Source organism: Micromonospora sp. NPDC049139 (assembly GCF_055586845.1).
Genome location: NZ_JBVJHK010000018.1, coordinates 91441 through 115049 on the forward strand (window position 1 = coordinate 91441; position 23609 = coordinate 115049).

At 74.7% G+C, this 23609-nt stretch carries 24 protein-coding genes and 1 pseudogene; 19 read left to right on the forward strand and 6 right to left on the reverse strand.

From position 1 onward, the window contains the following. The 11 genes and pseudogenes from ACZ6Q9_RS26145 to ACZ6Q9_RS26195 all read left to right on the forward strand — a co-directional run. Positions 1 to 216 (forward strand): annotated as a pseudogene (locus ACZ6Q9_RS26145) (hypothetical protein); the annotation flags it as partial. Beyond that, complete coding sequence (locus tag ACZ6Q9_RS26150) at positions 216 to 962, forward strand: CIS tube protein (RefSeq protein WP_393448581.1); 747 nt, start codon at positions 216 to 218, stop codon at positions 960 to 962. The pseudogene ACZ6Q9_RS26145 and the gene ACZ6Q9_RS26150, both read left to right, overlap by 1 nt. Continuing rightward, entirely contained in the window at positions 959 to 2548 is a 1590-nt protein-coding gene (locus ACZ6Q9_RS26155; protein WP_393448578.1) for a contractile injection system protein, VgrG/Pvc8 family, read from the forward strand. The genes ACZ6Q9_RS26150 and ACZ6Q9_RS26155 overlap by 4 nt, the downstream gene beginning before the upstream one ends. Next, positions 2548 to 2886 (forward strand): hypothetical protein, encoded by a 339-nt coding sequence (locus tag ACZ6Q9_RS26160; protein WP_393448575.1) that lies wholly within the window; start codon positions 2548 to 2550, stop codon positions 2884 to 2886. Before ACZ6Q9_RS26155 ends, ACZ6Q9_RS26160 begins: the two co-directional genes overlap by 1 nt. Beyond that, on the forward strand, positions 2883 to 3383 hold the full coding sequence (locus tag ACZ6Q9_RS26165; RefSeq protein ID WP_396829919.1) for a GPW/gp25 family protein: 501 nt from the start codon (positions 2883 to 2885) through the stop codon (positions 3381 to 3383). Before ACZ6Q9_RS26160 ends, ACZ6Q9_RS26165 begins: the two co-directional genes overlap by 4 nt. Next, entirely contained in the window at positions 3380 to 6022 is a 2643-nt protein-coding gene (locus ACZ6Q9_RS26170; protein ID WP_396829917.1) for a putative baseplate assembly protein, read from the forward strand. The genes ACZ6Q9_RS26165 and ACZ6Q9_RS26170 overlap by 4 nt, the downstream gene beginning before the upstream one ends. Further along, positions 6003 to 6518 (forward strand): phage tail protein, encoded by a 516-nt coding sequence (locus ACZ6Q9_RS26175; RefSeq protein ID WP_357460080.1) that lies wholly within the window; start codon positions 6003 to 6005, stop codon positions 6516 to 6518. The genes ACZ6Q9_RS26170 and ACZ6Q9_RS26175 overlap by 20 nt, the downstream gene beginning before the upstream one ends. Next, a complete protein-coding gene (locus ACZ6Q9_RS26180; RefSeq protein ID WP_396829915.1) occupies positions 6515 to 7444 on the forward strand; it encodes a hypothetical protein in 930 nt (309 codons plus the stop codon). Before ACZ6Q9_RS26175 ends, ACZ6Q9_RS26180 begins: the two co-directional genes overlap by 4 nt. After that, positions 7441 to 7899 carry a hypothetical protein gene (locus tag ACZ6Q9_RS26185; protein ID WP_393448561.1) on the forward strand — a complete coding sequence of 153 codons (459 nt, stop codon included), beginning with the start codon at positions 7441 to 7443 and terminating at the stop codon, positions 7897 to 7899. Before ACZ6Q9_RS26180 ends, ACZ6Q9_RS26185 begins: the two co-directional genes overlap by 4 nt. Before the next feature lie 16 nt (positions 7900 to 7915). Then, positions 7916 to 8686 carry a hypothetical protein gene (locus ACZ6Q9_RS26190; protein WP_396829913.1) on the forward strand — a complete coding sequence of 257 codons (771 nt, stop codon included), beginning with the start codon at positions 7916 to 7918 and terminating at the stop codon, positions 8684 to 8686. Positions 8687 to 8776: 90 nt separating this feature from the next. Further along, positions 8777 to 9505, forward strand: coding sequence for an HD domain-containing protein (locus ACZ6Q9_RS26195; RefSeq protein ID WP_393266435.1), 729 nt, complete (start codon positions 8777 to 8779; stop codon positions 9503 to 9505). 120 nt (positions 9506 to 9625) lie between these two features. On the opposite strand, the gene ACZ6Q9_RS26200 is transcribed toward ACZ6Q9_RS26195, so the two are convergent. Then, the gene (locus ACZ6Q9_RS26200; RefSeq protein WP_396829911.1) at positions 9626 to 10642 is read right to left on the reverse strand and encodes a DUF559 domain-containing protein; all 1017 of its coding nucleotides are present in this window, start codon (positions 10640 to 10642) and stop codon (positions 9626 to 9628) included. 103 nt (positions 10643 to 10745) lie between these two features. Beyond that, positions 10746 to 10979 (reverse strand): hypothetical protein, encoded by a 234-nt coding sequence (locus ACZ6Q9_RS26205; RefSeq protein WP_396829909.1) that lies wholly within the window; start codon positions 10977 to 10979, stop codon positions 10746 to 10748. 341 nt (positions 10980 to 11320) lie between these two features. On the opposite strand from ACZ6Q9_RS26205, the gene ACZ6Q9_RS26210 reads away from it, so the two are divergent. After that, on the forward strand, positions 11321 to 12229 hold the full coding sequence (locus ACZ6Q9_RS26210; RefSeq protein ID WP_396829907.1) for a hypothetical protein: 909 nt from the start codon (positions 11321 to 11323) through the stop codon (positions 12227 to 12229). Here ACZ6Q9_RS26210 and ACZ6Q9_RS26215 read toward each other — a convergent pair. Continuing rightward, complete coding sequence (locus ACZ6Q9_RS26215) at positions 12195 to 12434, reverse strand: winged helix-turn-helix domain-containing protein (protein WP_393448552.1); 240 nt, start codon at positions 12432 to 12434, stop codon at positions 12195 to 12197. The two genes, ACZ6Q9_RS26210 and ACZ6Q9_RS26215, sit on opposite strands and share 35 nt — an antisense overlap. 371 nt (positions 12435 to 12805) lie before the next feature. On the opposite strand from ACZ6Q9_RS26215, the gene ACZ6Q9_RS26220 reads away from it, so the two are divergent. Further along, positions 12806 to 13042, forward strand: coding sequence for a DivIVA domain-containing protein (locus ACZ6Q9_RS26220; RefSeq protein ID WP_396829980.1), 237 nt, complete (start codon positions 12806 to 12808; stop codon positions 13040 to 13042). Continuing rightward, on the forward strand, positions 13036 to 13368 hold the full coding sequence (locus ACZ6Q9_RS26225; RefSeq protein WP_396829978.1) for a hypothetical protein: 333 nt from the start codon (positions 13036 to 13038) through the stop codon (positions 13366 to 13368). Before ACZ6Q9_RS26220 ends, ACZ6Q9_RS26225 begins: the two co-directional genes overlap by 7 nt. Here the strand turns inward: ACZ6Q9_RS26225 and ACZ6Q9_RS26230 are convergent. After that, a complete protein-coding gene (locus ACZ6Q9_RS26230) occupies positions 13320 to 15698 on the reverse strand; it encodes a hypothetical protein (protein WP_396829905.1) in 2379 nt (792 codons plus the stop codon). The genes ACZ6Q9_RS26225 and ACZ6Q9_RS26230 overlap by 49 nt on opposite strands. A gap of 165 nt (positions 15699 to 15863) precedes the next feature. Here ACZ6Q9_RS26230 and ACZ6Q9_RS26235 point away from each other — a divergent pair, with 165 nt between their 5' ends. The 5 genes from ACZ6Q9_RS26235 to ACZ6Q9_RS26255 all read left to right on the forward strand — a co-directional run bounded on the left by ACZ6Q9_RS26235 (position 15864) and on the right by ACZ6Q9_RS26255 (position 20920). Further along, positions 15864 to 16598 (forward strand): FadR/GntR family transcriptional regulator, encoded by a 735-nt coding sequence (locus ACZ6Q9_RS26235; RefSeq protein WP_396829903.1) that lies wholly within the window; start codon positions 15864 to 15866, stop codon positions 16596 to 16598. A 101-nt stretch (positions 16599 to 16699) separates the two neighbouring features. After that, on the forward strand, positions 16700 to 17674 hold the full coding sequence (locus tag ACZ6Q9_RS26240; protein ID WP_396829901.1) for an NAD(P)-dependent oxidoreductase: 975 nt from the start codon (positions 16700 to 16702) through the stop codon (positions 17672 to 17674). 17 nt (positions 17675 to 17691) lie between these two features. After that, positions 17692 to 19014, forward strand: coding sequence for an MFS transporter (locus ACZ6Q9_RS26245; RefSeq protein ID WP_363703302.1), 1323 nt, complete (start codon positions 17692 to 17694; stop codon positions 19012 to 19014). A 20-nt stretch (positions 19015 to 19034) separates the two neighbouring features. Then, positions 19035 to 19928, forward strand: a complete 894-nt coding sequence (locus ACZ6Q9_RS26250; RefSeq protein WP_396829899.1) for a transketolase — start codon at positions 19035 to 19037, stop codon at positions 19926 to 19928. Next, the gene (locus ACZ6Q9_RS26255; protein WP_396829897.1) at positions 19925 to 20920 is read left to right on the forward strand and encodes a transketolase family protein; all 996 of its coding nucleotides are present in this window, start codon (positions 19925 to 19927) and stop codon (positions 20918 to 20920) included. The genes ACZ6Q9_RS26250 and ACZ6Q9_RS26255 overlap by 4 nt, the downstream gene beginning before the upstream one ends. An 87-nt stretch (positions 20921 to 21007) precedes the next feature. On the opposite strand, the gene ACZ6Q9_RS26260 is transcribed toward ACZ6Q9_RS26255, so the two are convergent. Further along, positions 21008 to 22633 (reverse strand): ABC transporter permease, encoded by a 1626-nt coding sequence (locus tag ACZ6Q9_RS26260; protein ID WP_396829895.1) that lies wholly within the window; start codon positions 22631 to 22633, stop codon positions 21008 to 21010. Continuing rightward, positions 22630 to 23571 carry an ABC transporter ATP-binding protein gene (locus tag ACZ6Q9_RS26265; protein ID WP_396829893.1) on the reverse strand — a complete coding sequence of 314 codons (942 nt, stop codon included), beginning with the start codon at positions 23569 to 23571 and terminating at the stop codon, positions 22630 to 22632. Before ACZ6Q9_RS26265 ends, ACZ6Q9_RS26260 begins: the two co-directional genes overlap by 4 nt. Positions 23572 to 23609: the final 38 nt, after the last annotated feature.

A 23609-nucleotide genomic window follows, 5' to 3' on the forward strand; every position in this document is an offset into this window, starting at 1 on the left:
GGGCCGGAGCGGGCCGACGGGCCGGAGCGGGCCGACGGGCCGGAGCGGGCCGACGGGCCGGAGCGGGCCGACGGGCCGGAGCGGGCCGACGGGCCGGAGCGGGCCGACGGGCCGTGGCCGGCGCTGCCGGACGACCGGCCGCTGTGGACGGTGCCCGCGCCCGCCCTCGACGACGAGCGCGTCCGCCGGCTGGACCGGGAACAGGCGGGTGGCTGATGGAACGGGTCGCCTTCCTCATCGACGCCACCGGCGAGCGGGTGGACTGCCTGCTCAACCCGGAGACGGTGCAGGTGACCCGGCTGGCCGGCGTGCGCCACCGGGGCACCGCGGGTGGGCAGCTCACCGGGGCCGGGCTCGCCGACGACCCGCTGGTCTTCACCGGCGGGGGCCGCACCGAGCTGGTGCTGGACCTGCTGTTCGACGTGGACTTCGCCGAGGGCCAGGTTCGACCGACCGACGTGCGGGCGCTCACCCGCCCGCTGTGGATGCTCGCCGAGAACTCCGCCACCGAGCACGGCTGGCTCCGGCCGCCGCTGGTGCGGCTGGTCTGGGGCAAGACCTGGAACGTGCCGGGTGTCGTCGTCGCGGTGGCCGAGCGCTTCGACGCGTTCACCGCGACCGGCTCGCCGCACCGGTCCTGGCTGCGGCTGAAGCTGGTCCGGGTCGCGGAGGACGCCGACCGGGCGCGGGAGGGCTTCGCGGCGGAACTCGCCGCGGCGAGCACCCCGACCGCCGCGCCGGGCGGCGCCGTGGTGGCCGCCGGCGACGGCGCGACCGGGCCCGACCACTCGGGCGTACGCTTCGACCTGCTCGCCCACGACGCGCTCGGCTCGCCGCTGCGGTGGCGGCTGCTGGCCGAGCACAACCGGATCACCGACCCGCTCGCCGTGCCACCCGGTACGCCGCTGGCGGTCCCGCCGCAGCCGGCCCCGGCCGCCCAACCCCCGGCGGGTGCGCCGTGACCGCCGCGCGCGCGCTCGCCGTGCTGCTCGACGGGGCTCCGCTGCCGGACGGGGCGGCCCGCCGGCTGGTGTCGGCCCGGGTGGCGGCCCGGCTCGACCGGCCGACCCAGTGCGAGGTGGCGCTGACCACCGCGCCCGGCGCCGCCGCGCTCACCCCGCCGGTGCGCACCGGGGCGAGCCTGGAGCTGCGCCTGGACGGTCATTCCGACGCCCTCTTCGCCGGCGAGGTCACCTGCGTCGAGGTCGAGTACGCGGCCGACGGCGCGGCGCTGCTGCGGGTGCGGGCGTACGACGCGCTGCACCGGCTGCGCCGGCGGCAGCGGCTGCGGGTGTTCGAGGCGGTGACCGCCGCCGACCTGGCCCGCGAGCTGTGCGGGGACGTCGGGCTGACCGTGCACGCCGAGGCCGACGGCCCCCGGCTGGAGCGGCTGTCCCAGCACCGGCACAGCGACCTGGAGTTGCTGCGGGAGGTGACCGGGCGGGCCGGCCTGCACGTGGTCGCCGACGGCGACCGGCTGCGTCTGCTGACCCTGGAGGGCCACGGCGAGCCGGTCGGTCTGGAGCTGGGCCGGGGGCTGCACTCGCTGCGGCTGTCGACCAACCTCGACACGGCCGGCGGGGAGAGCAGCGCGCTGGGCTGGCACCCGCAGCGGGCCGAGCCGATCAGCCAGCAGGTGGGCACGGCCCGCAGCGGCCGGCGGATCGTCGCCGACCCCGACCCGGCAGACGTGGGCGCGGACGGCGTACGGACCGCCGTGGACCAGCCCGGGCGGGGCGACGACGAGTTGGCCGCGCTCGCCCAGGCGCGGCTGGACGCGCGGGTCGCCGCCCTGGTCACCGCCGAGGGGGTGGCCGACGCCGACCCCGCGCTGCGGCCCGGCCGGCGGATCGCGCTCACCGGCGTGCCCGCCGCCGTCGAGGGGACGTACGTGCTGACCGAGGTGGTGCACACCGTCGACGCGGCCGGCCCGCTGAGCCGGTTCTCCACCGCCCCTCCCCCGGTCCCGCCGGCCGGGCCGCCCGCCCCGGCCGTGGTCACCCTCGGCCGGGTCACCGACGTGGCCGACCCCGAGGGGCTGGGCCGGGCCCGGGTCGAGCTGCCCGCGTACGGGGGGCTCGACGCCGGGTGGCTGGCCGTGCTCTGCCCGGGGGCCGGCCCCGGCAAGGGCCTCGTGGCGCTGCCCGACCCCGAGGACGCCGTGCTGGTGGTGCTGCCCGGGGGCGAGCCGGCGTCCGGGATCGTGCTCGGCGCGCTGTTCGGCGCCGCCGGCGCGTACGACGCGGGGGTCGACGACGGGCGGGCGCGACGCTGGTCGCTGCGGACGGCGCGCGGCCAGTCGATCGTGGTCGACGACGCCGCGCGGAGCCTGCGGCTGGCCACCGAGGGCGGCAGCTGGCTGGAGCTGACCCCCGAACTGGCCACCCTGCACGCCGCGACCGACCTGGTGCTCTCCGCGCCCGGCCGGGCCATGGTCGTGCGCGCCCGCAGCGTGGACTTCCTGCACGCGGAGGCGGCCGAGGACCCGGCGACCGCCGCGCAGCGGGCCCGGACGCTGGCCCGCGCCCACCACGAAGGAGGCGGCTGATGCGCTGGATCCACCGCGACTCGCTGATCAGGTGCGACCACGACGGGCGGGTCGGCAACCGGGCCTCGCAGGACTGGGTGACCGTCGCCGGCGTGCCGGTGCTGGTGGACGACGACCCGGAGGGCCGGGAGATCACCGCCTGCCCGAACTACGGGCCGACGATCAAGCCGTGCGGGAAGACCCTGCGGGTGCGGGTCGGCTACAGCGCCTGGGTGCGCGTCGGCGGCCGGCGGGTGGTCCTGTCCCACCTCGACGGGTTCACCGACGGTACCCCGCCCGGCCTGGTGCACCACCGGGTACGCGACCCCCGGCAGGGCTTCCTGGGGGCGGACCGGTGAGGGCCTTCCGGTTCGTCGGCGCCGGCTTCGACCCCGGGCGGGGCGGCGGGCTCGCGCTGACCGCCGCCGGCGGCCTCGCCATGACCGAGGGCGACGAGACCGTACGCCAGGCGTTGTTCCTGCTGCTCTCCACGACCCCGGGCGAGCGGCTGATGCGTCCCGGGTACGGCTCCCGGCTGCACCGCCTCGTCTTCGCGCCGAACGACGACACCACCGCCGGGCTGGCCATCCACTACGTCCGGGCGGCCGTCGCCCGGTGGGAGCCCCGGGTGGAGGTCCTCGACGTCGACGCCGGCCCCGACCCCGACGAGGAGTGGCGGCTGGTGATCCGGCTCGACTACCGGATCCGGGCCAGCCTCGCGCCGGGGCAGTTGGTGTTCTCCGTCGACCTGCTGCCCGCCGACGACCCGGAGCGGGAGGCCCCCGACGCCGGTCACCTCCCGGCCGGCGGCCCGCCACCGCCCGGCCGGGTGCCGCCGGAGGGAGGAACGTCATGACGCTGCCCGTGCCGCACCTGGACGACCGCGCCTTCCTGGACCTCGTCACCGAGGCCCGGGAGCGGATCCGGCAGTCCTGCCCGGGCTGGACCGACCTGTCCGCGCACGACCCGGGCATCGCGCTGCTGGAGGCGTTCGCGCACCTCACCGAGGTGATGATCTACCGGCTCAACCAGTTGCCCGAGAAGGCGTACGTGGCGTTCCTGAACCTGCTCGGGGTGGCCCGGCACGCCCCGACGGTGGCCTGGGCGGACGTCCGGTTCGCCCGGTCCGGCGGCGACCGCGGGCCGGTCCGGATCCCGGCCGGTACCCGGGTCGCCGCCGCGCGCGGGGCCGACCCCCGGCCGGTCGTCTTCGTCACCACCGAGCCGGCGCTGCTGCCGGCCGGGCAGGACGAGATCACCGTCCGGATGCACCACTGCGAGCCGGTGGAGGCGGAACTGCTCGGGGTCGGCACCGGCCAGCCCGGTCAGGTGCTGCGCGCCGCCCGGGCGCCGCTGGCGCGCACCGCCGAGCCGCTGGACCTGCTGCTCGGCGTCGAGGTGCCGGCCGGGACGGTGGAGCTGGGCGCCGCCGCCCGGGAGCACGACGGCCGCACGTTCGAGATCTGGCGGCCGGTGGACAGCTTCGCCGGGCTCGGCCCGCAGGACCGGGTCTACCTGGTCGACCGCTGCTCCGGCACGGTCACCTTCGCCCCCGCCCTGGACCTGCGTGACCCCGCCGACCCGGGAGGCCCGGCAGCCGCGACCGGCACGCCGGGCAGCCCCGCCACGCCGGCGGACGGCCCCGTGACCGTCGCCGCCGTGCCGCCGGCCGGGCGGCAGGTGCGGCTGTGGTACCGGGCCGGCGGCGGGCCGGCGGGCAACGTGGCGGCCGACACGCTGACCAGCCTGCGCGACCCGCTGCCCGGGGTCCGCGTCGACAACCCCGCGCCGGCGGCCGGCGGGCGGGAGATGGAGTCCATGGAGTCGGCGCTGCTGCGCGGCCCGTACGAGTTCTTCGCCCAGCAGCGGGCGGTCACCGCGCGGGACTTCGAGGTGCTCGCCACCGGCTCCGGGGCCGTGGCCCGGGCGCGCGCCTTCACCCGCGCCGCCGTCTACAGCTTCGCCCGGCCCGGCGAGGTGGAGGTGGTGCTGGTGCCGTACGTGCCGGAGACGGCGCGGCCCGGCGGGCGGCTACCGGTGGCGGTGCTGCGGGAGCACGAGGTCGACCAGGCCCGCGCCCGGGTCGAGGCGGACCTGGAGCGCCGCCGCACCCTGGGCACCTCCTGCCGGGCGACCTGGGCCCGCTACAAGGCGGTGTCGGTGCGGGCCCGCGTGGTGGTGCGCCGGGAGGAGGACGTCGAGGCGGTCCGCCGCCGCGTCCACGACCGGCTGCACTCCACGCTCAGCCCGCTGCCGACCCCGCTCAACCCGGCCGGCTGGGCGTTCGGCGAGCCGCTGCGCGCGTCGAACGTGTACCGGCTGCTGGAGCACGCCGAGCCGGGGGTGCGCTACGTCGAGTCGGTCCGCTTCGTCGTCGACGAGGCGCCCGACGCGCAGGTGCGTACCCTCGCCGTGGACCAGTACCAGCCGCGGACCTGGTACGCCGGGCGCGGGCCGGTGCTGTTCCGCTCCACCAACGCGGGCGCCGGCTGGGAGCCGGCCGGCCGGTTCGCCGACGGCGAGACGGTGCTGCGGGTGACGCCCGCCCCCGCCCCGGTGCGCCCCGGCATCGTGCCCCGGCCCGGCTCGGTGGCGGTCGCCACCGTCCGCGCCGACGGCGGTTCCCGGGTGCACCTGAGCACCGACCTCGGCGAGACGTGGTCGCTGCTGACCGACCTGGACTCGCGGGTCTCCGACCTGGCCTGGATCGACCGGGACGGCGCGGGCGCGCTGCTGGTCGCCACCGACACCGGCCTGTACGAGGTCTCCCTGCTGCCCGGCGCGGTGCCGTTGCAGATCCTGGTCGACCCCGGCGACGCCGACCGCGGCTTCTACGCCGTCCGCGCGTTCGTCTCCGAGCGGGGCGCGCCGGGCGTGGCGGTGGCCGCGCAGGCCGGGTTCGGGGTCTACCTGTCCACCCAGGCCGGCCGCCCGGGCAGCTTCGCCCACGTCGGGCTGGCCAACGTCGACAACCGCGTGCTCGCCGTCCAGTACGACGGCCCGGCCACCCTGTTGTGGAGCGGCGCGGGCGAGCCGGACCCGAAGAAGCCCGGGCAGGGCTGCCGCCGGGCCCGGCTGTTCGAGTCCGACGTGCAGTGGCAGGCGGTGCAGTCCGGCTGGATCGGCGGCACCTGCCGGGACCTCGCGTTCTCCGGGCCGCTCGCGGTCGCGGCGACGCAGAGCGGCGGGGTGCTGCGGCTGGACACCCTCGCCGCCGCGCCGCAGTGGGCGCCGGTGTCGGTCAACTGCGGGCTGCCGCTGCGGGACCGCACCCGGTTCGTGCCGGTGGACGCCGTCGCCGCGACCGGCGGCCCGGACCGGCTGATCCTGGCCGGCGGCGAGCGCGGGGTGCACCGCAGCACCGACGCGGTCGACTGGGCGGCCAGCGCCAACCAGGCCACCGCCGACGTGGTGACCGTCCCCGACACGTGGCTGCTCTGCTCCGGCGAGCACGACATCGAGGTGGTGCGGCAGGATGCGACGCGCGGCGATTGAGCGGCTGCTGCCCGCGGCGTACCAGCGGGCCTGCGTGCCGGGCAGCGTGCTGTGGGCGCTGCTGGACGTCATGGAGGCGCTGCACGCCCCGGACGAGGCGGTGCTCGCCGACGTCGATGCGCTGTTCGACCCGTACCGGGCCCCGGACGGGATGGTCGCCTACCTGGCCCGCTGGGTGGCGATGGACCACGTGGTCGCCTCGCCCCGGCCGGACGCCCCGCCGCCGCTGCCGCTGGGCCGGCTGCGGGACCTGGTGTCCCACGGCGCGCTGCTGGCCCGCTGGCGCGGCACCCCGTACGGCATGCGCAGGGCCCTGGAGGTGGCCACCGGGACGGGCGGCTTCGCCATCGACGAGCCCCGGGACCGGCCGTTCCACGTCGTGGTCACCGTGCCGCCGGCCGCGGCCGGGCAGCTCGCCGTGATCACCCGCATCGTCGAGGCGGAGAAGCCCGCGTCGACCACCGCCGAGATCGTCGTCGCAGAGGAGCCACCATGACCACCGAGTGGGCGGTCGTCGCCGCCGCCGAGCAGTTCACCCTGGACGCCCGCAACACCGGCGAGCTGACGTTCACCGTCTCCAACCCGGGCGCGGCCCCGGACACCGTCGTCTTCGACGTGGCGCCCGGCGAGGGCTCGCAGCGGTCCTGGTTCACCGTCACCGAACCGCAGCGGGTGGTGCCCGGGCAGGGCTCCGTCTCCTTCCTGGTCCGGCTGACCGTGCCGCCGGGCACCGCGCCCCGGCGCTACGACATGACCGGGTTCGCGTACTCGGCGAACACCGCGCCGGAGGAGAGTTCCCGCTCCAGCGGGCGGGTCACCTACGAGGTCCGGGCGGTCGCCCCGCCCCGGCGTACGCCGTGGCCGTGGATCGCCGCCGCGGCGGCACTGGTCCTCGTCGTCGGCGCGGCGGTGGTCTGGCTGCTGGCCCGCGACGGGGAACCGGCGCCGGGCGAGCCGCGGGTGGTCACCGTCGAGGCGGAGAGCCTGGTGGCCGGCGCGGTGCTGGGGCCGCCGATGGGCTCGTCGGTGGCGGTGGAGGTCCAGCCCAACTGCTGCGGGGTGACCTGGTCGGAGGACGCCCAACTGTTCTTCCAGGGCCGCGCGATCGGCGACCAGGTGAGCGTGACGGTGGAGATCCCCGCCGACGGCACCTGGCGGTTCGCCGCCGTCCGCACCACCTCGTTCGACTACGCCAACACGGTCTTCACCATCGACGGCGCCCAGGTCGGCGGCGCGTTCCTCGGCTTCACCCCCGAAGTGCGGAAGACGGACTGGGTCGACGTCGGCACGGTCGCGCTGACCCGGGGGCCGCACCGGGTCACGCTCGTCGTGGTCGGCAAGACCCAGGGCACGGACCGCTACTTCGCCGGCGTCGACGCGATCCGGTTCACCGAGGTCCCCGCGCCGGCCGACGCCCGATGAGCGGCGGGCAGAAGGCGCTGCTCGCGGCACTGGGCGTGCTGCTCGCGGCGCTGTTCGCGGTCGCCGTCGGGGCCGGCCGGGACGACACCGGCGACCCCGGCGCCCCCTCCGGGCTGGTGGAGCGGCTCGGCCGGCTCGGCGGCGGGCGCGCCGCGGTGGACCCGGCGACGGTACGGGCCGACTGCGCCGAGGCCGGCCGGCTGGTCTTCACCGGCACCTGCGTGCTGCGCGTGGCCGACCCGGGCGGGCTGCGGACGCTGGTCCTGCGCAGCCCAGCCCCGTTCACGGTGGAGGCGCCGGCACCCGGAGACGCCGAGTTCACCGTCCGCGACGAGGTCACGCCGGCCGCCGACGGCACCGGGGCGGTCGCCCGGATCGCCGTCGACCGCGCCACCGACGTGCTGCTGAGCTGCCCCGGCGTCGGCGGCTGCGCCGTCACGGTCACCACGTCCTGACCCATCGGAGGCCGACATGGGTGAGCTGCGCAAGCCGTTCCTGCTGCTGGCGATGCTCGCCGTCGGCCTGGCGCTCGGCGTCGAGGTCGGCGCCGGGCTGCTCGTCGGCGGCGGCGACGCCGGCGCGGCGCTGCGGGACAGCGCCGGGGCGCTCGACGTGGCGATCGCCGACGTGTCCGGGGTCAGCGAGCCGTCCGGCCGGGGCACCGGCTACCTGGCCCTGGTCGACGCGGTCGCGGTCTGGAGCACCGGGCTGTTCTGCCTGAGCCTGGTGCTGCCGGACCGGGTCCAGGGCCGGGTGCAGGGTGTCGCGACGCTGGTCTTCTCGATCGTGCTGATCGTCGTGGCGTTCGTCGCGCTGCTGGTCGCCTTCGTCGAGCTGACCGTCATGGTGTCGCTGTTCCTGGCCCCACCGTTCGGCACGCTGGCCTACCTGGCCCTGTGGGGGTTCTTCCCGGTCGGCGACGCCTCGGTGCTGCTCGGGCTGGTGCTGCTGCTCAAGCTCGCCTGGGCCGGGCTGCTCGTGGCGGCCCAACCCCGATTCTTGCAGAACAAGGGCCTGGTGCTGCTCGCCCTCACCACGCTGCTGTGCACCGTCGTGCTGGAGTTCCTGCACCGGCTGGTGCCGGTGATCCTGGTCAGCGTCGTCGACGACCTCGGGGCGCTGGTCTTCGCCGTCGTCGCCCTCGTCTGGGGGCTGGTGCTGCTGATCGGCTCGATCCCGGCCATCGTCAAGGCGGTCCGGGTCAGCGGCGCCGCCGAACGCTCCGGCGACGGCCGGGCCTGAGCCCCGCGCCGGCCCTCGTGCGCGGGGCGGTGCGTCGGGCACCCGACGCCAGGGGCCCGCGGCATGGTGAAGATCGGCTATAAGTGGCGCATGGAGTTTCCCGCCTACCTGGCCACCATGCCGATGCACGCGATCACCGAGATCCACGGCGAGCCCGGCCTGTTGGCCCGGTTCCGGCTGGAGCTGCGCGCGTTCGACGAGGCCGCCCGGGAGCGGCTCACCGAGGCCCTCGACCTGGCCGCCGAGCTGCACCGCGACGACCGGCGGGTACGCGAGCCCTACCTGAACCACCTGCTGCGGGTGGCGATCCGGATGATGCACCACTACCAGGTCCGCGACGTCGACGTGATCGTGGCGGGCCTGCTGCACGACGCGGTGGAGGACCACCCCGACGAGCTGGCCGGCGAGCACGCCGGCGACGATCCGACCGCCGCCGCGCTGGCCGTCCTGGCCGAGCGGTTCGGCCCGCGCGTGGCCCGCCTGGTCGGCGCGGTCACCAACCCGGCGTACGACCCGGGGCGCGACAAGCACGTCCAGTACCGGGAGCACGTGGCGGCCAGCCTGGCCCGGGAGCCGTGGGCGCGGGTCATCAAGATCTCCGACTTCACCGACAACGGGGTGGGCGTCATCCACACCGTCGGGCCGAAGGTGGCCTCGTCGGCGGCGAAGTACCGGCCGCTGGTGCCGGTCTACCGGGACCTCGTCACCCGGCCGGACACTCCCCTGTCGGCGCCGGTGAAGCGGCACATCCTCGACCAGCTCGACCTGGCCGAGGAGCGCTTCAGCGCCATCCTCGACCAACCGGTCCACCCGAACTGACGATGCTCCGGGGTGGGGCGCGCGTCCCGCTGCGGCGGCGCCTCGCGCCGCCGCACCGATCAGCCCCATGATCAGTTGATGGAGAACCGTCGCCGAGGCGGGCATTCGGACGGGTTCCGATCAACTGATCATGGGAGCCCGGCGCCGGGTGGCGAGGATGGCGAGGGTTTCGCGGCGTACGTCGTCAGGGTGGTGCAGCAGGCGGCGGTGGGTGAAGCGGACCACGAGGATGCCACGGGTGGCGAGCAGGGCGTCCCGGCGCAGGTCGATTTCGCGCTCGCGCGGGTCGCCGTGGGTCGTCGCGCCGTCCAGCTCGATGTTCACCTCCTCCGCCTCGGCGTACAGGTCGAGGTAGACGACGCGGCCTCCCACCTGCACCCGCGCCTGCCGAAGGAACGCCGGCATGCCGGGGCCCGTGAAGACCCGGTCGTGGCCCCAGATCTCCAGCGGGCTGCGGCAGCCTGCGGCGAGCCGGTCCAGCAGCCCGCGCAGCGTGGCCCGGTCCGCCAGTCTCGGCACGCCCTCCAGCGCCGTACCGATCCGTTCCGGCGTGGTCAGTCGGTCGTTGACGGCGCGGATGACCGTGCCGGCGCGCTCGACCACGGGCAGCAGCGGCCAGGCGACGACCAGCGACCGGTCCAGCCGGGTGACCGGCGCGCCGTTTCGGACCAGCGCGTGAGGTGGCTGCGGGGCGAACCGGCGCCGGTGATGCACGAGCAGGTGCGGGCGGTTGCGCAGCCCGGACGTGATCGGCACGTCGATGTGCAGCGGCTCGCCCGCGGGTTGCCGCCGCAGGCCCCACACGTCGAGCGCGGTGAGGTGGCTCAGTGCGCCCCGCCCGTCGGCGTACGCCAGCGCCGCCCGTCGGGCCAGGGCCGGCGCGATCCGGGCGAGCGGCGGCACGATCGCCCGGGTGAGCGGTGCGGTGTCGACAGCGCTGCCGGCTCTTGCGGCCGGTGAGGTGCGCTGCGGATTGTCGACCAGGGCGGCGTCGACGTAGACGCCGGGCAGCAGCCGGAGCAGGCGGCCGGAGCGGCAGGCGCTCTCCAGCGTCGAGCGTGGTCGGCACCGGAGCACGTCGTCCCGGGTCACCAGCCCACCACCGCGCTCGACCAGCGCCTGGATGACGGAGTCCATGCCCCGACGGTGCCGCGCCGTCCGCTTTCCCACCAGCGCGATCGGCACCGGTGTGGACGACGCGACCGCCTGTGGACAGGCTCCGCAGGGGCGGCTGACTGTGCTATGGACCAGGCCGAGCGCCACCTCGTGCTCGTGCGCTCGCGACGAGCCCGACGAGCCCGACGAGCCCGGTCAGCCCGGCCAGCCCGGCCAGCCCGACGAGCCCGGCCAGCCCGGCCAGCCCGGCCAGCCCGACGAGCCCGGCCAGCCCGGCCAGCCCGACGAGCCCGGCCAGCCCGACGAGCCCGACGAGCCCGGCCAGCCCGGCGAGCCGCCAGGGCCGCCAGGGCCGCATGTCGATGGGCTCTCGGAGCAGCGGGCAGGGCTGGCTGTGACATGTCGATCGCCGTGACGGGCACCGCCGCGGGGGCACCGGATGGCATGCAAGATGCCCGGATAGCCGCATTTGTCAAAATATCTTGATTGGACGCTCTCACCTCCGCGCGGCGGGAGCCAGTCTGGCCGCCGCCTTGTTAACTTCAGGACGGATCATCACGTCACGGACGACGAGTCGATGCTGCTCATCGCCCTGGCGTTCGTCGGTCAGGAGCCCATCCCCGCCCGGACCCGCACCAGAGGGAGCCGCCCAGCCTGGCCGCTCACGCAGAGGAAGACCGCGACGAGGGGAGGGCTGACGTGACCGACACCCCCAGCCCCGAGTCGACACCCTCGGAAGGCTGGAAGAAGCGCGGCAGCCGCGCGCTCGGGGCCGCGCGGGACGCGGGCAAAGACGTCGGCGAGTGGTCGAAGAAGCGCTGGAAGAGCCTGCACGCCACACTCCAGCGGCTGGAACTCGCCCCGGCGCCGGACCCGCCCGCGCCCGGCCGGGTCGTCGAGCAGCGAAGGGCGGAGCCGATCGTGGTGCCGGCCCGAGGTTACGTCTTCACCTTCACCGTGCAGGCCACGTTCACCTGGTCGTCCGTTGGGCTGCATCCCGAGTTGTTGAGCTGGCACGCCCAGTCCTTCATGCCGCACGCGACGCAGAGGTTGGCGCGTTTCGCGGCCGAGCGTTCCCGCAGCTTCCCACCGCACGCCGCCAGGGAACTCGAAGAGGAGTTGCAACAGAGGCTGCGCGCGATGGAACCGTGGCCCTACACCCGGAACGGCAGGAAGCTCACGTGTGAGCCCGACGCCTGGGTGCAGCTCGACGACCGCGTCAAGGACGCTCTCCTGCCGTACGCGGAGGCGCGACTGAAACTGGAGCACGAGCTCGACGTACACCTCAGACAGGCCCGCAGCGCCGAGCAACTCAGCCGCAGGTGGATGACGATCCTGCAGAGGCACGTCGACGGCCTCGCCGCCGACCAGGCGGCGCAGGGGCTGGAGGACGAGCTGACCAGGGCGCTTCAGGAGATGACGGCGAGGCGGAAGGCCGCCGCCCAGTGGATCGAGGAGCTGCTCGGCCACCGGTTGCGCCACGACGGCACCCCACACGAAGGAGACGGGTCGGACGGTACCAGGGACCGTCCGGGCCAGGAGCTTCCGGAGCCGCCGAGCGACCCGCCGACCGCTACGGCTCCCGCATCCAGGTCTTCGGGTCGGTGACGAAGATGCCCTTGCCCTGATGTCGCCGGATGACGCGCAACGCTTCGAGCCGGACGTAGACCATCTGGATGGTGGAGGTGCCCACCTTGTAGTCCGCCGCGATCTGGGCGATCGACGGCAGCTTGTCTTCGGGCTTGAGCCTCTTCGCCCGGACAGCGGCGATGATGTCGTCGGCGATGCGGATGTAGTCGGGTGTTGTAGGCATGGCGCTCCTTGCGTGGCTCGCCAATTCGATCACGAACCGCCCACGAACGACAACAACCAGTGGTTGACTTAAACGGCTAAGCCGTTAGTGTGGAAACCGGGCCGCTCCTCGCGTGGCAACGAGTTCGGCTCATCCCCCGGTCGGGGCGGGCGTGGGTGCCCGCCCCGACCCGACGGGCTGCTCTGCTGTCGTACCGCTGACCCGAGAGCTGCGACGGCGGAGCGGGCGGGTCGTCCGCGGCCCCCGCGCGGACGACCCGCCCTTCCATGCCCACGGCAGGGAGCCTTCGCTCCCGCCTTCCCGGAGAGAGGATCGTCGTGGCTCAGGTGTATCGAGGTGGCCGGCTCTCCGGAGGCGGCTACCCGGGCCGGATGACGCCCCACGAGGTGCGGACCCGGGAGTTCGCCGCCCGCCGACGGGGCGTCGACCCGGTGGAGGTACGCGAGTTCCAGGCCCGGGTGGCCGACGAACTCGCCATGCTCAACGAGACGGTACGGCTGCTCACCCTGGAGAACGGCCGGGTGAGGCGGGCGCTGCGCGACTGGCAGACCCTGCACGCGCGCGAGTGTCGGCCGCCGCAGGAACACCCCGACCACGGCCGCTGGTGACCGCGCGCCCCTCCCCCGGCGACCTGCTCGTCATCGACGGCCGGGCCTCGGTGCAGTTCGCCGGGGAGCGCGCCCTGACCTTCCGCGTCGTCTCGGTGTCCGAACAACCGACGTATGACGGCTGGATCTGGCTGACCGGTTACGTCCTCGACCGTCGCGGCGAGGCGACCGCCAAGCGCGAGGTCTACGTCCGACTCGCCGGCCTCCGCCGCGCGGTGGGGAGGTCCCGGCGGCGCGGGTCCGCAGCCACGACGACCCACCGGCGAGTGCGTCCGGGTCAGGGGGCGGGTGGCGGGTTCCCGGGCAGCGGCAACTCCTCGGCGTAGCGGTCGACCAGGTCCCAGACGCGGGGGTCGGTCCAGTAGCCGGAGTGACGGCCGAGGACGGGTGGCTGCTGGCCGTGCACGTACCAGGCGGTCGGCGGGTCGGTGAGCAGTTGGTCGATCTCGTTCGCCGGGTCGTCCGGGAAGATCGGGCCGCCGATGAAGTCGGTCTCGTAGTAGAAGTTCCGCCACCGCCACACCGTGGGCCGGTCCGCACCCAGCGCGCCGTCGGCGAAGTAGGCGGGGAAGCCCCACGCGTACAGCTTGGTCAGCGGGCTGCCGAAGGTGACCAGCGCGACGTGACCGGCGGGCCGGCCCTCGCGCTGCGGCCGGCTGGTCTCCTGCAGGAGCGCGGCGACCGCCATGACGGTGCCCTGGCTGTGCGCGGCCAGCACCACCGCGCCGCCGTGGTCGTGGACGCGCCACAGCCGGCGCTGCAGGTCCGGCACGGCGCGCTCGGTGTACGACGGCGGGGCGAGCGGATGGTAGGCGCGGGGCCAGAAGGTGCCGATGTCCCACAGCACGCCGAGATGGCGGCGGTCCGCCAGCCCGCGCCAGCCTCGCAGCATCAGGGTCAGCACCGCCACCGGCGCCCCGGCGGCGAGCCAGGTCGACACGGTGAGCGCGCCGCGCGGCGCCCACGGCAGCGAGTGGTGGACCCCGGCGGTGACCAGCACGTACCCGAAGACGGCGAGGGCGGCGACGGTCAGGAGGCTGAACAGCAGGTCGACGTCCCGGGCCAACACGGCCAACTGCCGGCCCCGGGCGATCCGGGCGGTCCAGCCGCCGGGCCACGCTCGGTTGTGGCGCGCCGGTTCGTTCAGGGCGGACGCGTCCCAGGCGCTCGGCGGCTCCGGTGTCGACAGGGCGGCGTACTCGTCGTGGATGCGCTGGCGGCGGTCGGGGCCGGCTGCCCGCCACAGCACCACCGCCTGCACCAGCGCGAAGCCCACCACGATCGCGATCGGCAGCAGCGTCAGGTAGGGCGTGAGGGCGTAGACCATGTCGTAGACGTAAAGCCGGTCGGGGCGGCCGTCGCCGGTGCCGGGGTTGGAGACCGTGCCGAGCAGGTCGGCGACGCGGATCATCGTGCCGACCCCGACCGCGTTGAGCACCACCGCCGCCAGCACGGTCAGCGCGAACGGGCCGGCGTAGCGGAACGCCCCGCGCCGGTGCCCGTTGACGGCGGCCGACGCGAGCACGGCCGCCGTCGCGCCGAGGCAGAGGGCGTACGTCCAGTCCACCGCCGTCTGCATGCCCGGCAGCGGCGCCCACCGGCCGGCCCCGGGCGGGGCGACCGCCGGCTGTGCCAGCGCGACGACCACCGCCCCGGTCACCGCCAGCAGGCCGAGACCGGTGACGGAGAGCGCCGCCGCCCGCCCGATCCGGGCCGGCGTCAGCAGGAGCACCGCGCCCAGGCCGACCGCCGCCGCGAGCCAGGTCACCAGGGTCGCCAGTCCGTCGTACGCCGGCACCACACCCGCCGCCAGGGGGATCGACCGGGCGGTGTACGCGGTGATCCAGCCGACGAAGCCGCAGGCCGCGCCCAGGTGCAGCAGCGCGAGCCGGGCGACGCTGCCGCCGCCGTTCCAGAAGTCGGGGTCGGCCAGGCCCACCCCGGGCCGGGCCGGCGTCACGTCGCTCATCGCCCGCAGCGACTCGCCCCGTTGCGGCGGCGGCACCTGCTCGTAGCGGGACAGCGACCGGCCGCTGAGGGCCAGCAGCCCGATCGCGACCAGCAACGGCACCAGGGCGCCGACGAGGATCCGGCGCGCCGGATGGTCGACGAATCCGTCCGTGTGCAGCCACCGCAGCCACCACCGGTCGGCGCAGGCGACCCGGACGCCGCACTGGTAGGCGACGACGTCCATCGTGGTCATCGCGACGAGCAGCAGCAGGTTGACCGTCAGGCCCAGCGCCGCCCAGCGGACCACCGCGCGGTGCACCCGGAACCGGAGCGCGCCGCGCCACGCCGTCGGCGTGCACATCCAGCCCGCGACGTTGACCAGCGTGAACGGCAGCAGCAGCAACCACAGCGCGCGGGTGGCGCTGCGCGAGGTCAGCCCGCCCCAGGAGTACGCCTCGACGTGGCGCCCCTTGGCGTCGGCGGTGCGGAAGAAGCCGGCCACCCCGTCGCCGGAGACGAGCTGCGGTGCCACGTCGGCGAGCAGGTTCTCCGGTGTCGTGCCCCCGACCCCGTGCAGCCGCAGTTCCGTCACGCCGTCGAGCGCGACGGCCGGTGGCACCAGACCCGAGGGCCGCGCCACCGGACGGGCATCGTGCTTCTGCACCGGCATCTCGAACCGACCCCAACGGCGACTACCCCAAGTCACGGACACCTTACTCTACGCATCCGACTCACCCTCGGGCGGTGGCGCCGCCGGGGCGCACCCGCCACCCGCCTACCCCAGAAAGGTTGGACCAATTTGTTGACGAGCACGTAACGTCGACATAACCTCGGGGCATTGGTACGACCAATCTCACCCGGAGGTGGGCGGATGGGCACCGACCTGGCGCTGCTGGTGCAGAGCCTCGCCGAGCAGGCGAACCCCGAGCCGCAGACCGGCCGCCTCCGGCTGCCCACCGAGCGCGAGCTGGTCGCGTCGCTGGACGTCAGCCGGGGCGCGCTGCGGGAGCAACTGTCGATGCTGGAGATCCTCGGTTTCCTCGACCGTACGCAGGGCCGGGGTTCCTACCTCGACGTGCCCGACGCCAGCTTCATCCAGCTCTACTTCGACCTCTGCCGGCAGCTCGGTCACCTGAGCGACGACCAGTTCACCTCCGCGCGGGAGATGCTGGAGGTGTCGGTCGCGGAGGCCGCCGCCCGGATGGCCACGGCCGACGACGTCGACGCCCTGCGGGGCCTGGTCGACGAGATGGTCCAGGCCAGTGCCGCCGGTGAGGACGACCGCGCCCTGGAGGCGGACCTGGAGTTCCACCGCCGGCTCTACCGGATCGTCGACAACCCGATCTTCACACTGCTGCACGACGGCCTGAGCCACGCGCTGCGCAGCGAGGTGGTCGAGCGCCGCCGGCGCGCCGTCGAGCGGGAACCCCTCCAGACGGGCAAGACCCGGGTGATCGACACCGTGCACTACGGGATCGTGGAGGCGATCGGCGAGCGCGACGGCGAGGGCGCCCGGATCGCGATGCGCCGGCACTTCACGGTCTGGTCCTCCCTCACCGCCGCCTCCCCTGACGCCAGTACGCCGGACGGGAAGCCCCGCCGGTAGGCCCGGCCGGGAAGCCCCGCCGGTAGGCCCGGACGGGAAGCCGGACGGGAAGCCGGACGGGAAGGCCGCCACCTACCGCCCACAGCACTGCACACCCACCCGTGACGCGGCGATCCCGGCCGCGCACCGGGTGGCTGCTACCCGAAAACAGCCTGACCGCACAGGGCGCCACCCGGCGCCGGACCGGAGGGACAGCGATGAGCAACCCCAGCGTCGTCTTCGTCGGCATCGGCGCCATCGGGCTGCCGATGGCGAGCCGACTGGTCGCCGCCGGCCACCCCGTGACCGGCGTGGACCCGGTGCCGGCCGCCCGGGAACGGGCCGCAACCGCCGGACTGGCCGCCGTCGACCGGTTCGCCGCCGCACCCCGGGCGGACTTCGTGGTGGTCATGGTCGCCACCCCCGCCCAGCTCGCGGACCTGGTCACCGAGGCGGTCGCCACGGACCTGACCGGGCAGCGGTGGATCGTGATGAGCACCGTAGGCCCGGACGCCGTACGCCAGGAGGCCGACCGGCTCTCGGCGGCCGGCGCGCGGGTCGTCGACGTGCCCGCGACCGGCGGGGTGGCGCGGGCCCGCACCGGCGAGCTGACCCTGTTCGCCTCGGGCGCGGCGGCCGACGTCGACGCCGCCCGGGTGGTGCTCGACCGGTTCGGCACCGTCCGCCCGGTCGGCGCGACGGTCGGCGACGGCCAGGCGATCAAGGTGGTCAACCAGCACCTCTGCGCGGTGCACATCGTGGCGGCGGCCGAGGCGCTCGCCCTGGCCGGGCGGCTCGGGCTCGACCGGGAGCAGGTGCTGTCCCTGGTCGAGCAGGGCGCAGCCGGCTCCTGGATGCTCTCCGATCGCGGGCCCCGGATGCTGCGGGGCACCGACGTCGAGGTCACCAGCACGATCAACATCTTCGTCAAGGACAGCGGCCTCGTGGCCGCCGCCGCCCGTGCCGCCGATGCGGACACCCCGCTGCTGGACATCGCCCGGGCGCGCTACCAACAGGCCGCCGACGCCGGCCTGGCGACGCGCGACGACTCGCGCGTCATCGAGACATACCCGTCCCCCACCGACCCCCATCGGTAACAGCAAGGAGCAGGACAATGAGTGCTGCCACCGGCGTGGCCACACGCCCGGACAACCCCGGCAAGGTTTCCTTCGCCTCGATGATCGGCACGGCCGTCGAGAGCTACGACTTCTTCATCTACGGCACCGCCTCGGCGGCGTACTTCGGCACGGTCTTCTTCCACACCGAGGAGAAGCTCGTCGGTGTGCTCGCGTCGTTCGCGACGCTGGCCATCGGCTTCCTCTTCCGCCCGCTCGGCGGCTACCTCGCCGGGCACTACGGTGACCGGCTGGGCCGCAAGACCATCCTGATGTGGTCGCTGGTCGTCATGGGCGTGGCGACCGTCCTGGTCGGCGTGCTGCCGACGTACGCCCAGGCGGGCGTGATCGCGCCGATCCTGCTGATCCTGCTGCGGATCGTCCAGGGCATCGGCTTCGGCGCCGAGTGGGGCGGCGCGGTCCTGATGGCCGTCGAGCACGCCCCCGCCCGGCGCCGCGGCTTCTTCGGCGCGGTGCCGCAGATCGGCATCCCCGCCGGGCTGCTGCTGGCCAACGGCGCCTTCCTGCTCAGCGAGGCGCTGTTCGAGGGAAGCTGGGTGTGGCGCGCGCCGTTCCTCTTCTCCATCGTGATGGTCGCCGTCGGCCTGTTCATCCGGATGCGGGTCGCCGAGTCCCCCGACTTCACCGAGATGAAGGCGAACAACGAGATCCGCAAGGCCCCGGCGCTGGAGGTGATCCGGCGGGACTGGCGGGTCATCCTCAAGATCGTCACGCTGCGCCTGGCGGAGACCGGCGGCTACTACGTCACCACCAGCTTCATGCTCTCGTACGTCGTGCTGGCCGAGCTGACCGACAAGCAGAACGTGCTGATCGGCACGATGGTCGGCTCCGCCCTCGGCCTCGGCAGCCACCTGCTGTTCGGCGCGCTCTCCGACCGCGTCGGCCGCAAGCCGGTCTTCCTGATCGGATCCGTCTTCACCATCGCCTTCGGCATCCCGATGTTCCTGCTGATCAACACCGGGGCGGTCATCATGGTGATCGTCGCGGTGGCCCTGGGGCTGCTGCTCAGCCACGACCCGATCTTCGCCGTCGAGTCGTCCTGGTTCTCCGAGCAGTTCCCCCGTGACGTCCGCTCGTCCGGCATCTCGCTCGGCTACAACGGGGCCTCCCTGGTCGCCGGGCTGCTGCCCTTCGGGGCGACCGCCCTCTACGGCTGGATCGGCTGGATCGGGCCGGCGGTGCTGTTCATGCTGCTCGGCGTCGTCTCCACGGCCGCCGCCGCCTTCACGCCCGAAACCGCACCGGCCAAGGTCGGCGACCCTCAGGCCACACCGGCCAAGTCCCAGCCAGCCCTCGTCTGATCCGAAGGACCGTGAACGACGTGACCACCATCAGCGAACCGCGATCCGAGACCCGGCTCGCCCTGCCGGCCCGGGCCGCGCGGGTGCGCGACGCGGCGTACCGGATGCGACACCACATCCTCGACATGGGCGAGGCACAGGGGCAGGGCTACGTCGGGCAGGCGCTCGGCGCCGCCGACGTGCTGGCCGCCGTCTACGTCGACCAGCTCCGGCACCGGCCGGACGACGTGCACTGGCCGGACCGGGACCGGTTCCTGCTCTCCACCGGCCACTACGCCATCGCCCTCTACGCCGCCCTCGCCGAGGCGGGCGTGGTGCCGGTCGAGGAGTTGCAGACGTACGGCTCGGACGGCTCGCGCCTGCCGATGTCCGGCATGGCCTCGTACACCCCGGGGATGGAGATCTCCGGCGGCTCGCTGGGGCACGGGCTGACCGTCGCCGTGGGCATGGCGCTCGGCCTGCGCCACCAGGGCCGGGCGGCCCGGGTCGTCAACTTCCTCTCCGACGGCGAGCTGAACGAGGGCTCGACGTGGGAGGCCGCCATGGGCGCGGCGCACCACCGGCTGGGCCACCTGACCGCGCTGGTCGACATGAACGCCCTCCAGGCCGACGGCCGGACGGAGTCCGTGCTCCAGATCGAGCCGGCCGAGCAGAAGTGGGCGGCGTCGGGCTGGTTCACGCAGCGGGTCGACGGCAACGACGTCGAGGCGCTGCTGGCGGCCTTCGACGCGGTCGCCGCGCAGGCCGAGTCGCACGGACGCCCCTCGGTGATTCTCTGCGACACCCGGATCGGGCGCGGCGTGCCGCTGCTGGAGACCCGCGAGAAGGCCCACTTCATGCGGATCGACGCGGACGAGTGGGAGCTGTGCCGCCAGCAGTTGACGGCACGACACCAGGCAGGAGAGGCACGATGACCAGCGCGACGGCACCGAAGCGACTCACCACGTCGGCGATGATCGCGTCCTTCGCCGACCCCGGGCAGAAGACCGCGGACGCGCCCTTCGGCCACGCCCTGGCCGCCCTCGCCGAGCAGGACCAGCGGATCGTCGGGCTCACCGCCGACCTGGGCAAGTACACCGACATGCACATCTTCGCCAAGGCCCACCCGGAGCGGTTCTTCCAGATGGGCATGGCCGAGCAGCTGCTGCTGGGGGCGGCGGCGGGCATGGCCGAGGTCGGCCTGGTGCCGTTCGCCTCGACGTACGCGGTGTTCGCCGCGCGGCGGGCGTACGACTTCCTCTGCCTGGACATCGCCGAGCCGAACCTGAACGTCAACATCGTCGGGGGCCTGCCCGGCCTCACCACCGGGTACGGCCCCAGCCACCAGGCGACCGAGGACATCGCGATCTTCCGGGGCATGCCGAACCTGACCATCGTCGACCCGTGCGACTCGGTCGACATCGCCCAGGCGGTGCCCCAGCTCGCCGCCAGCGACGGGCCGACCTACCTGCGCCTGCTGCGCGGCAAGGTGCCGACGGTCCTCGACGAGTACGACTACACGTTCCGGCTCGGCAAGGCGGCCGTGCTGCGCGGCGGCGCCGACGTGGTGCTCGTCTCCAGCGGCCTGATGACGATGCGGGCGTTGCAGGCCGCGGAGCGGCTGGCCCGGCACCGGGTCGACGTGGCGGTCGTCCACACGCCGACGATCAAGCCGTTCGACAGCGAGACCGTCCTGGCCGAGGTCGACAGCGACCGGCTGGTGCTCACGCTGGAGAACCACACGGTGGTCGGCGGGCTCTTCGAGACGGTCGCCTCGGCCGTGGTCCGGGCCGGGCTCGGCAAGCGGGTCGTGCCGGTCGCGCTGCCGGACGAGTTCCTGGCCGCCGGCGCCCTGCCGACGCTGCACGACCGGTACGGCCTGGCCACCGACGCCGTGGTCGAGAAGGTCCTCGCCGAGCTGGCCTGACCGTGAGCACGGCGGCCCGCCCGAGATGTTAGGAAGGGACCCTTGTACTACCGGATGCGTTAACAGGGGTCCCTTCCTTTCACACGGTCAGCTCGGGACGTCGCGGCGGCGGAAGCCGGCCAGGCCGGCCGCCAGCAGCACCACCGCCACCCCGGTCAGCACGACCAGCGGCAGCGCCGCCAGGTCGACCGCCGGCACCGACGGCACGTGCGTGTACGGGGACAGGTTCAGCGCCGCCTGCGGCAGGTCGAGCACCGCGCCGAGCTGCCCGAGCAGCAGGAACCCGATCAGCGCCGCCCAGGACAGCGCCACCGACCAGCGGGGCAGCAGCCCGAACAGCGCCGTCACCACCCCGGCCACCACCAGCAGGGCCGGCAGCCGCACCAGCGCCGCCCCGCCCAGCTCGGCGGTCTGCCCGAGCGGGTCGCCGGTGACCAGGCCGTAGCCGAGCCCGGTGGTGAGGCCGCCCAGCAGCACCAGGGCGAGCGCGCCGAGCGTGGCGGCGACCACCTGGGTGGTCAGCCAGCGGGTGCGGCTGACGGCGGTGGCCAGGATCGCCTCCAGCCGGCCGTCGGTCTCGTCGCCGCGTGTGCGCAGCAGCGCCTGCACGACGTACGCCCCGATCGTCAGCGCGAACAGCCCCAGCATCGCCGCCAGGTACGCGTCGATCAGTTTCGCGCCGCCGCCCATCGCGCTGATCGCCTCGGCGGCGGCCGGGTTCTCCTCGATCATGGCGTTGAACTCGTCCCCGGCGATGCCCATCGAGAGCCCGAGCACCGCCACCCCGATCGCCCAGCCGAGCAGCGCGCCGCGCTGCAACCGCCAGGCCAGCCCGGCGGGGCTGAGCAGCCGGGGCGCGGCCGTCGCCGGCCCCCGTCGGGGCGCGACGAGCCCCGCGCCGACGTCCCGCCGGTCGGCGAGGGCGTAGGCGAGCGCCACGCCGGCGACCAGCAGCGCGACGGGCAGCGCGAGCACCCACCACCGGTCGCCGACGTACGCGCGGACCTGGTTGCCCCAGCCGAGCGGGGAGAGCCAGGACGGCCAGGCGCTGACCACGCGCACGCCGCCGTCGGTCTGCTCGCCGAGCACGTCGCCGGCGGCCCGGAGCAGGAAGGCGACCCCGACGGTCGCGGCGGCGAGCGCGTTCGCGCCCCGCGAGGTGACCGACACCTGGGCGGTGACCGCGGCGATACCGGTGAAGGCCACCCCGACGCCGCCGACGGCGGCCGCCGCCGCGACGGACCCGGCAAGCGGCAGGCCGGCGCCGGCCAGGGCGACGGCGAGCAGGGCCGCGGCCAGCACGTTCGCCGCGACGACGACCAGCAGGGCGGCGGTGAGCAGCGCGTACCGGCCGACGACGGAGGCGCCCAGCAGCTCCGCCCGGCCGGTCTCCTCGTTCTGCCGGGTGTGCCGGACCACCGCGAACGTGCTCAGCAGCGCGGCGAGCAGGGCCAGCGTCACGTACGTCTCGGCGACCACCACCGCGCCGAGTTCCGTGCCGGCGATGGGGCCGTTGAACGCGCGGGCGACCAGGCTGGACGCCGACGTGGTGGCGTACCCGACCCGGGACGCCTCGTCCGGGTAGAACTCCTTGACGCTCCCGGCGAGGGCGTAGCCGAGCAGGGGCGTGCCGAGCACCCAGACGGCGAGCCGGACCTGGTCGCGGCGCAGCACGAGCCGGGCGAGCCGCCCGGTGCCGGTGAACGCGCTCATCGGGTGCCCGCCTGCCGCTCGGCGCCGGCCCGGTGACCGTTGGCGGCGATGGCCGCGCGCTCGTCGCCGTAGTGGCGCAGGAACAGTTCCTCCAGGGTGGGCGGGGCGCTGGTCAGGGCCCGGACGCCGAAGCGGACGAGGTGCCCGAGCAGCTCGTCGAGGTGGGCGGGCTCGATCTCCAGGTGGATGCGGCCGTCGACCTCGCGCACCTCGTGGACGCCCGGCAGGGCCGCCAGGCCGGTCGCCGGCCGCGCGGTCTCGACCGTGACCGCCGTACGCGTGAGGTGGCGCAGCTCGGCGAGGGTGCCGGACTCGACGGCCCGGCCCTCGCGGATGATGCTGACCCGGTCGCAGAGCGCCTCGACCTCGGCCAGCACGTGGCTGGAGAGCAGCACGGTGGCGCCGTCGCGCTTGAGCTGGCGAACCTCGTCCTGGAACACGGCCTCCATCAGCGGGTCCAGCCCGGACGTCGGCTCGTCGAGCACGTAGAGCTCGACGTCGGACGCGAAGGCCGCGACGATCGCGACCTTCTGCCGGTTGCCCTTGGAGTAGGTGCGGCACTTGCGCGTCGGGTCGAGGTCGAAGCGCTCCAGCAGGGCGTCGCGGCGGCGCCGGTCGAGCCCGCCGCGCAGCTTGCCGAACAGGTCGATCGCCTCGCCCCCGGAGAGGTTCGGCCACAGGTTCACGTCGCCCGGCACGTACGCCAGCCGGCGGTGCAGGGCGACCGCCTCCCGCCACGGGTCGGCGTCGAACACCCGCACGTCGCCCGCGTCGCGGCGCAGCAGGCCGAGCAGGATCCGGATGGTGGTGGACTTGCCGGAGCCGTTGGGGCCGAGGAAGCCGTGCACCTCCCCCGCCTCGACCCGCAGGTCCAGTTCGTCGAGCGCCCGGACGCTGCCGAACGTCTTGACGAGGTTGTCGATGGAGATGACGGGCATGACCCCTCCTGCCGCTGGCGGTGCCGACCGTCCCCACT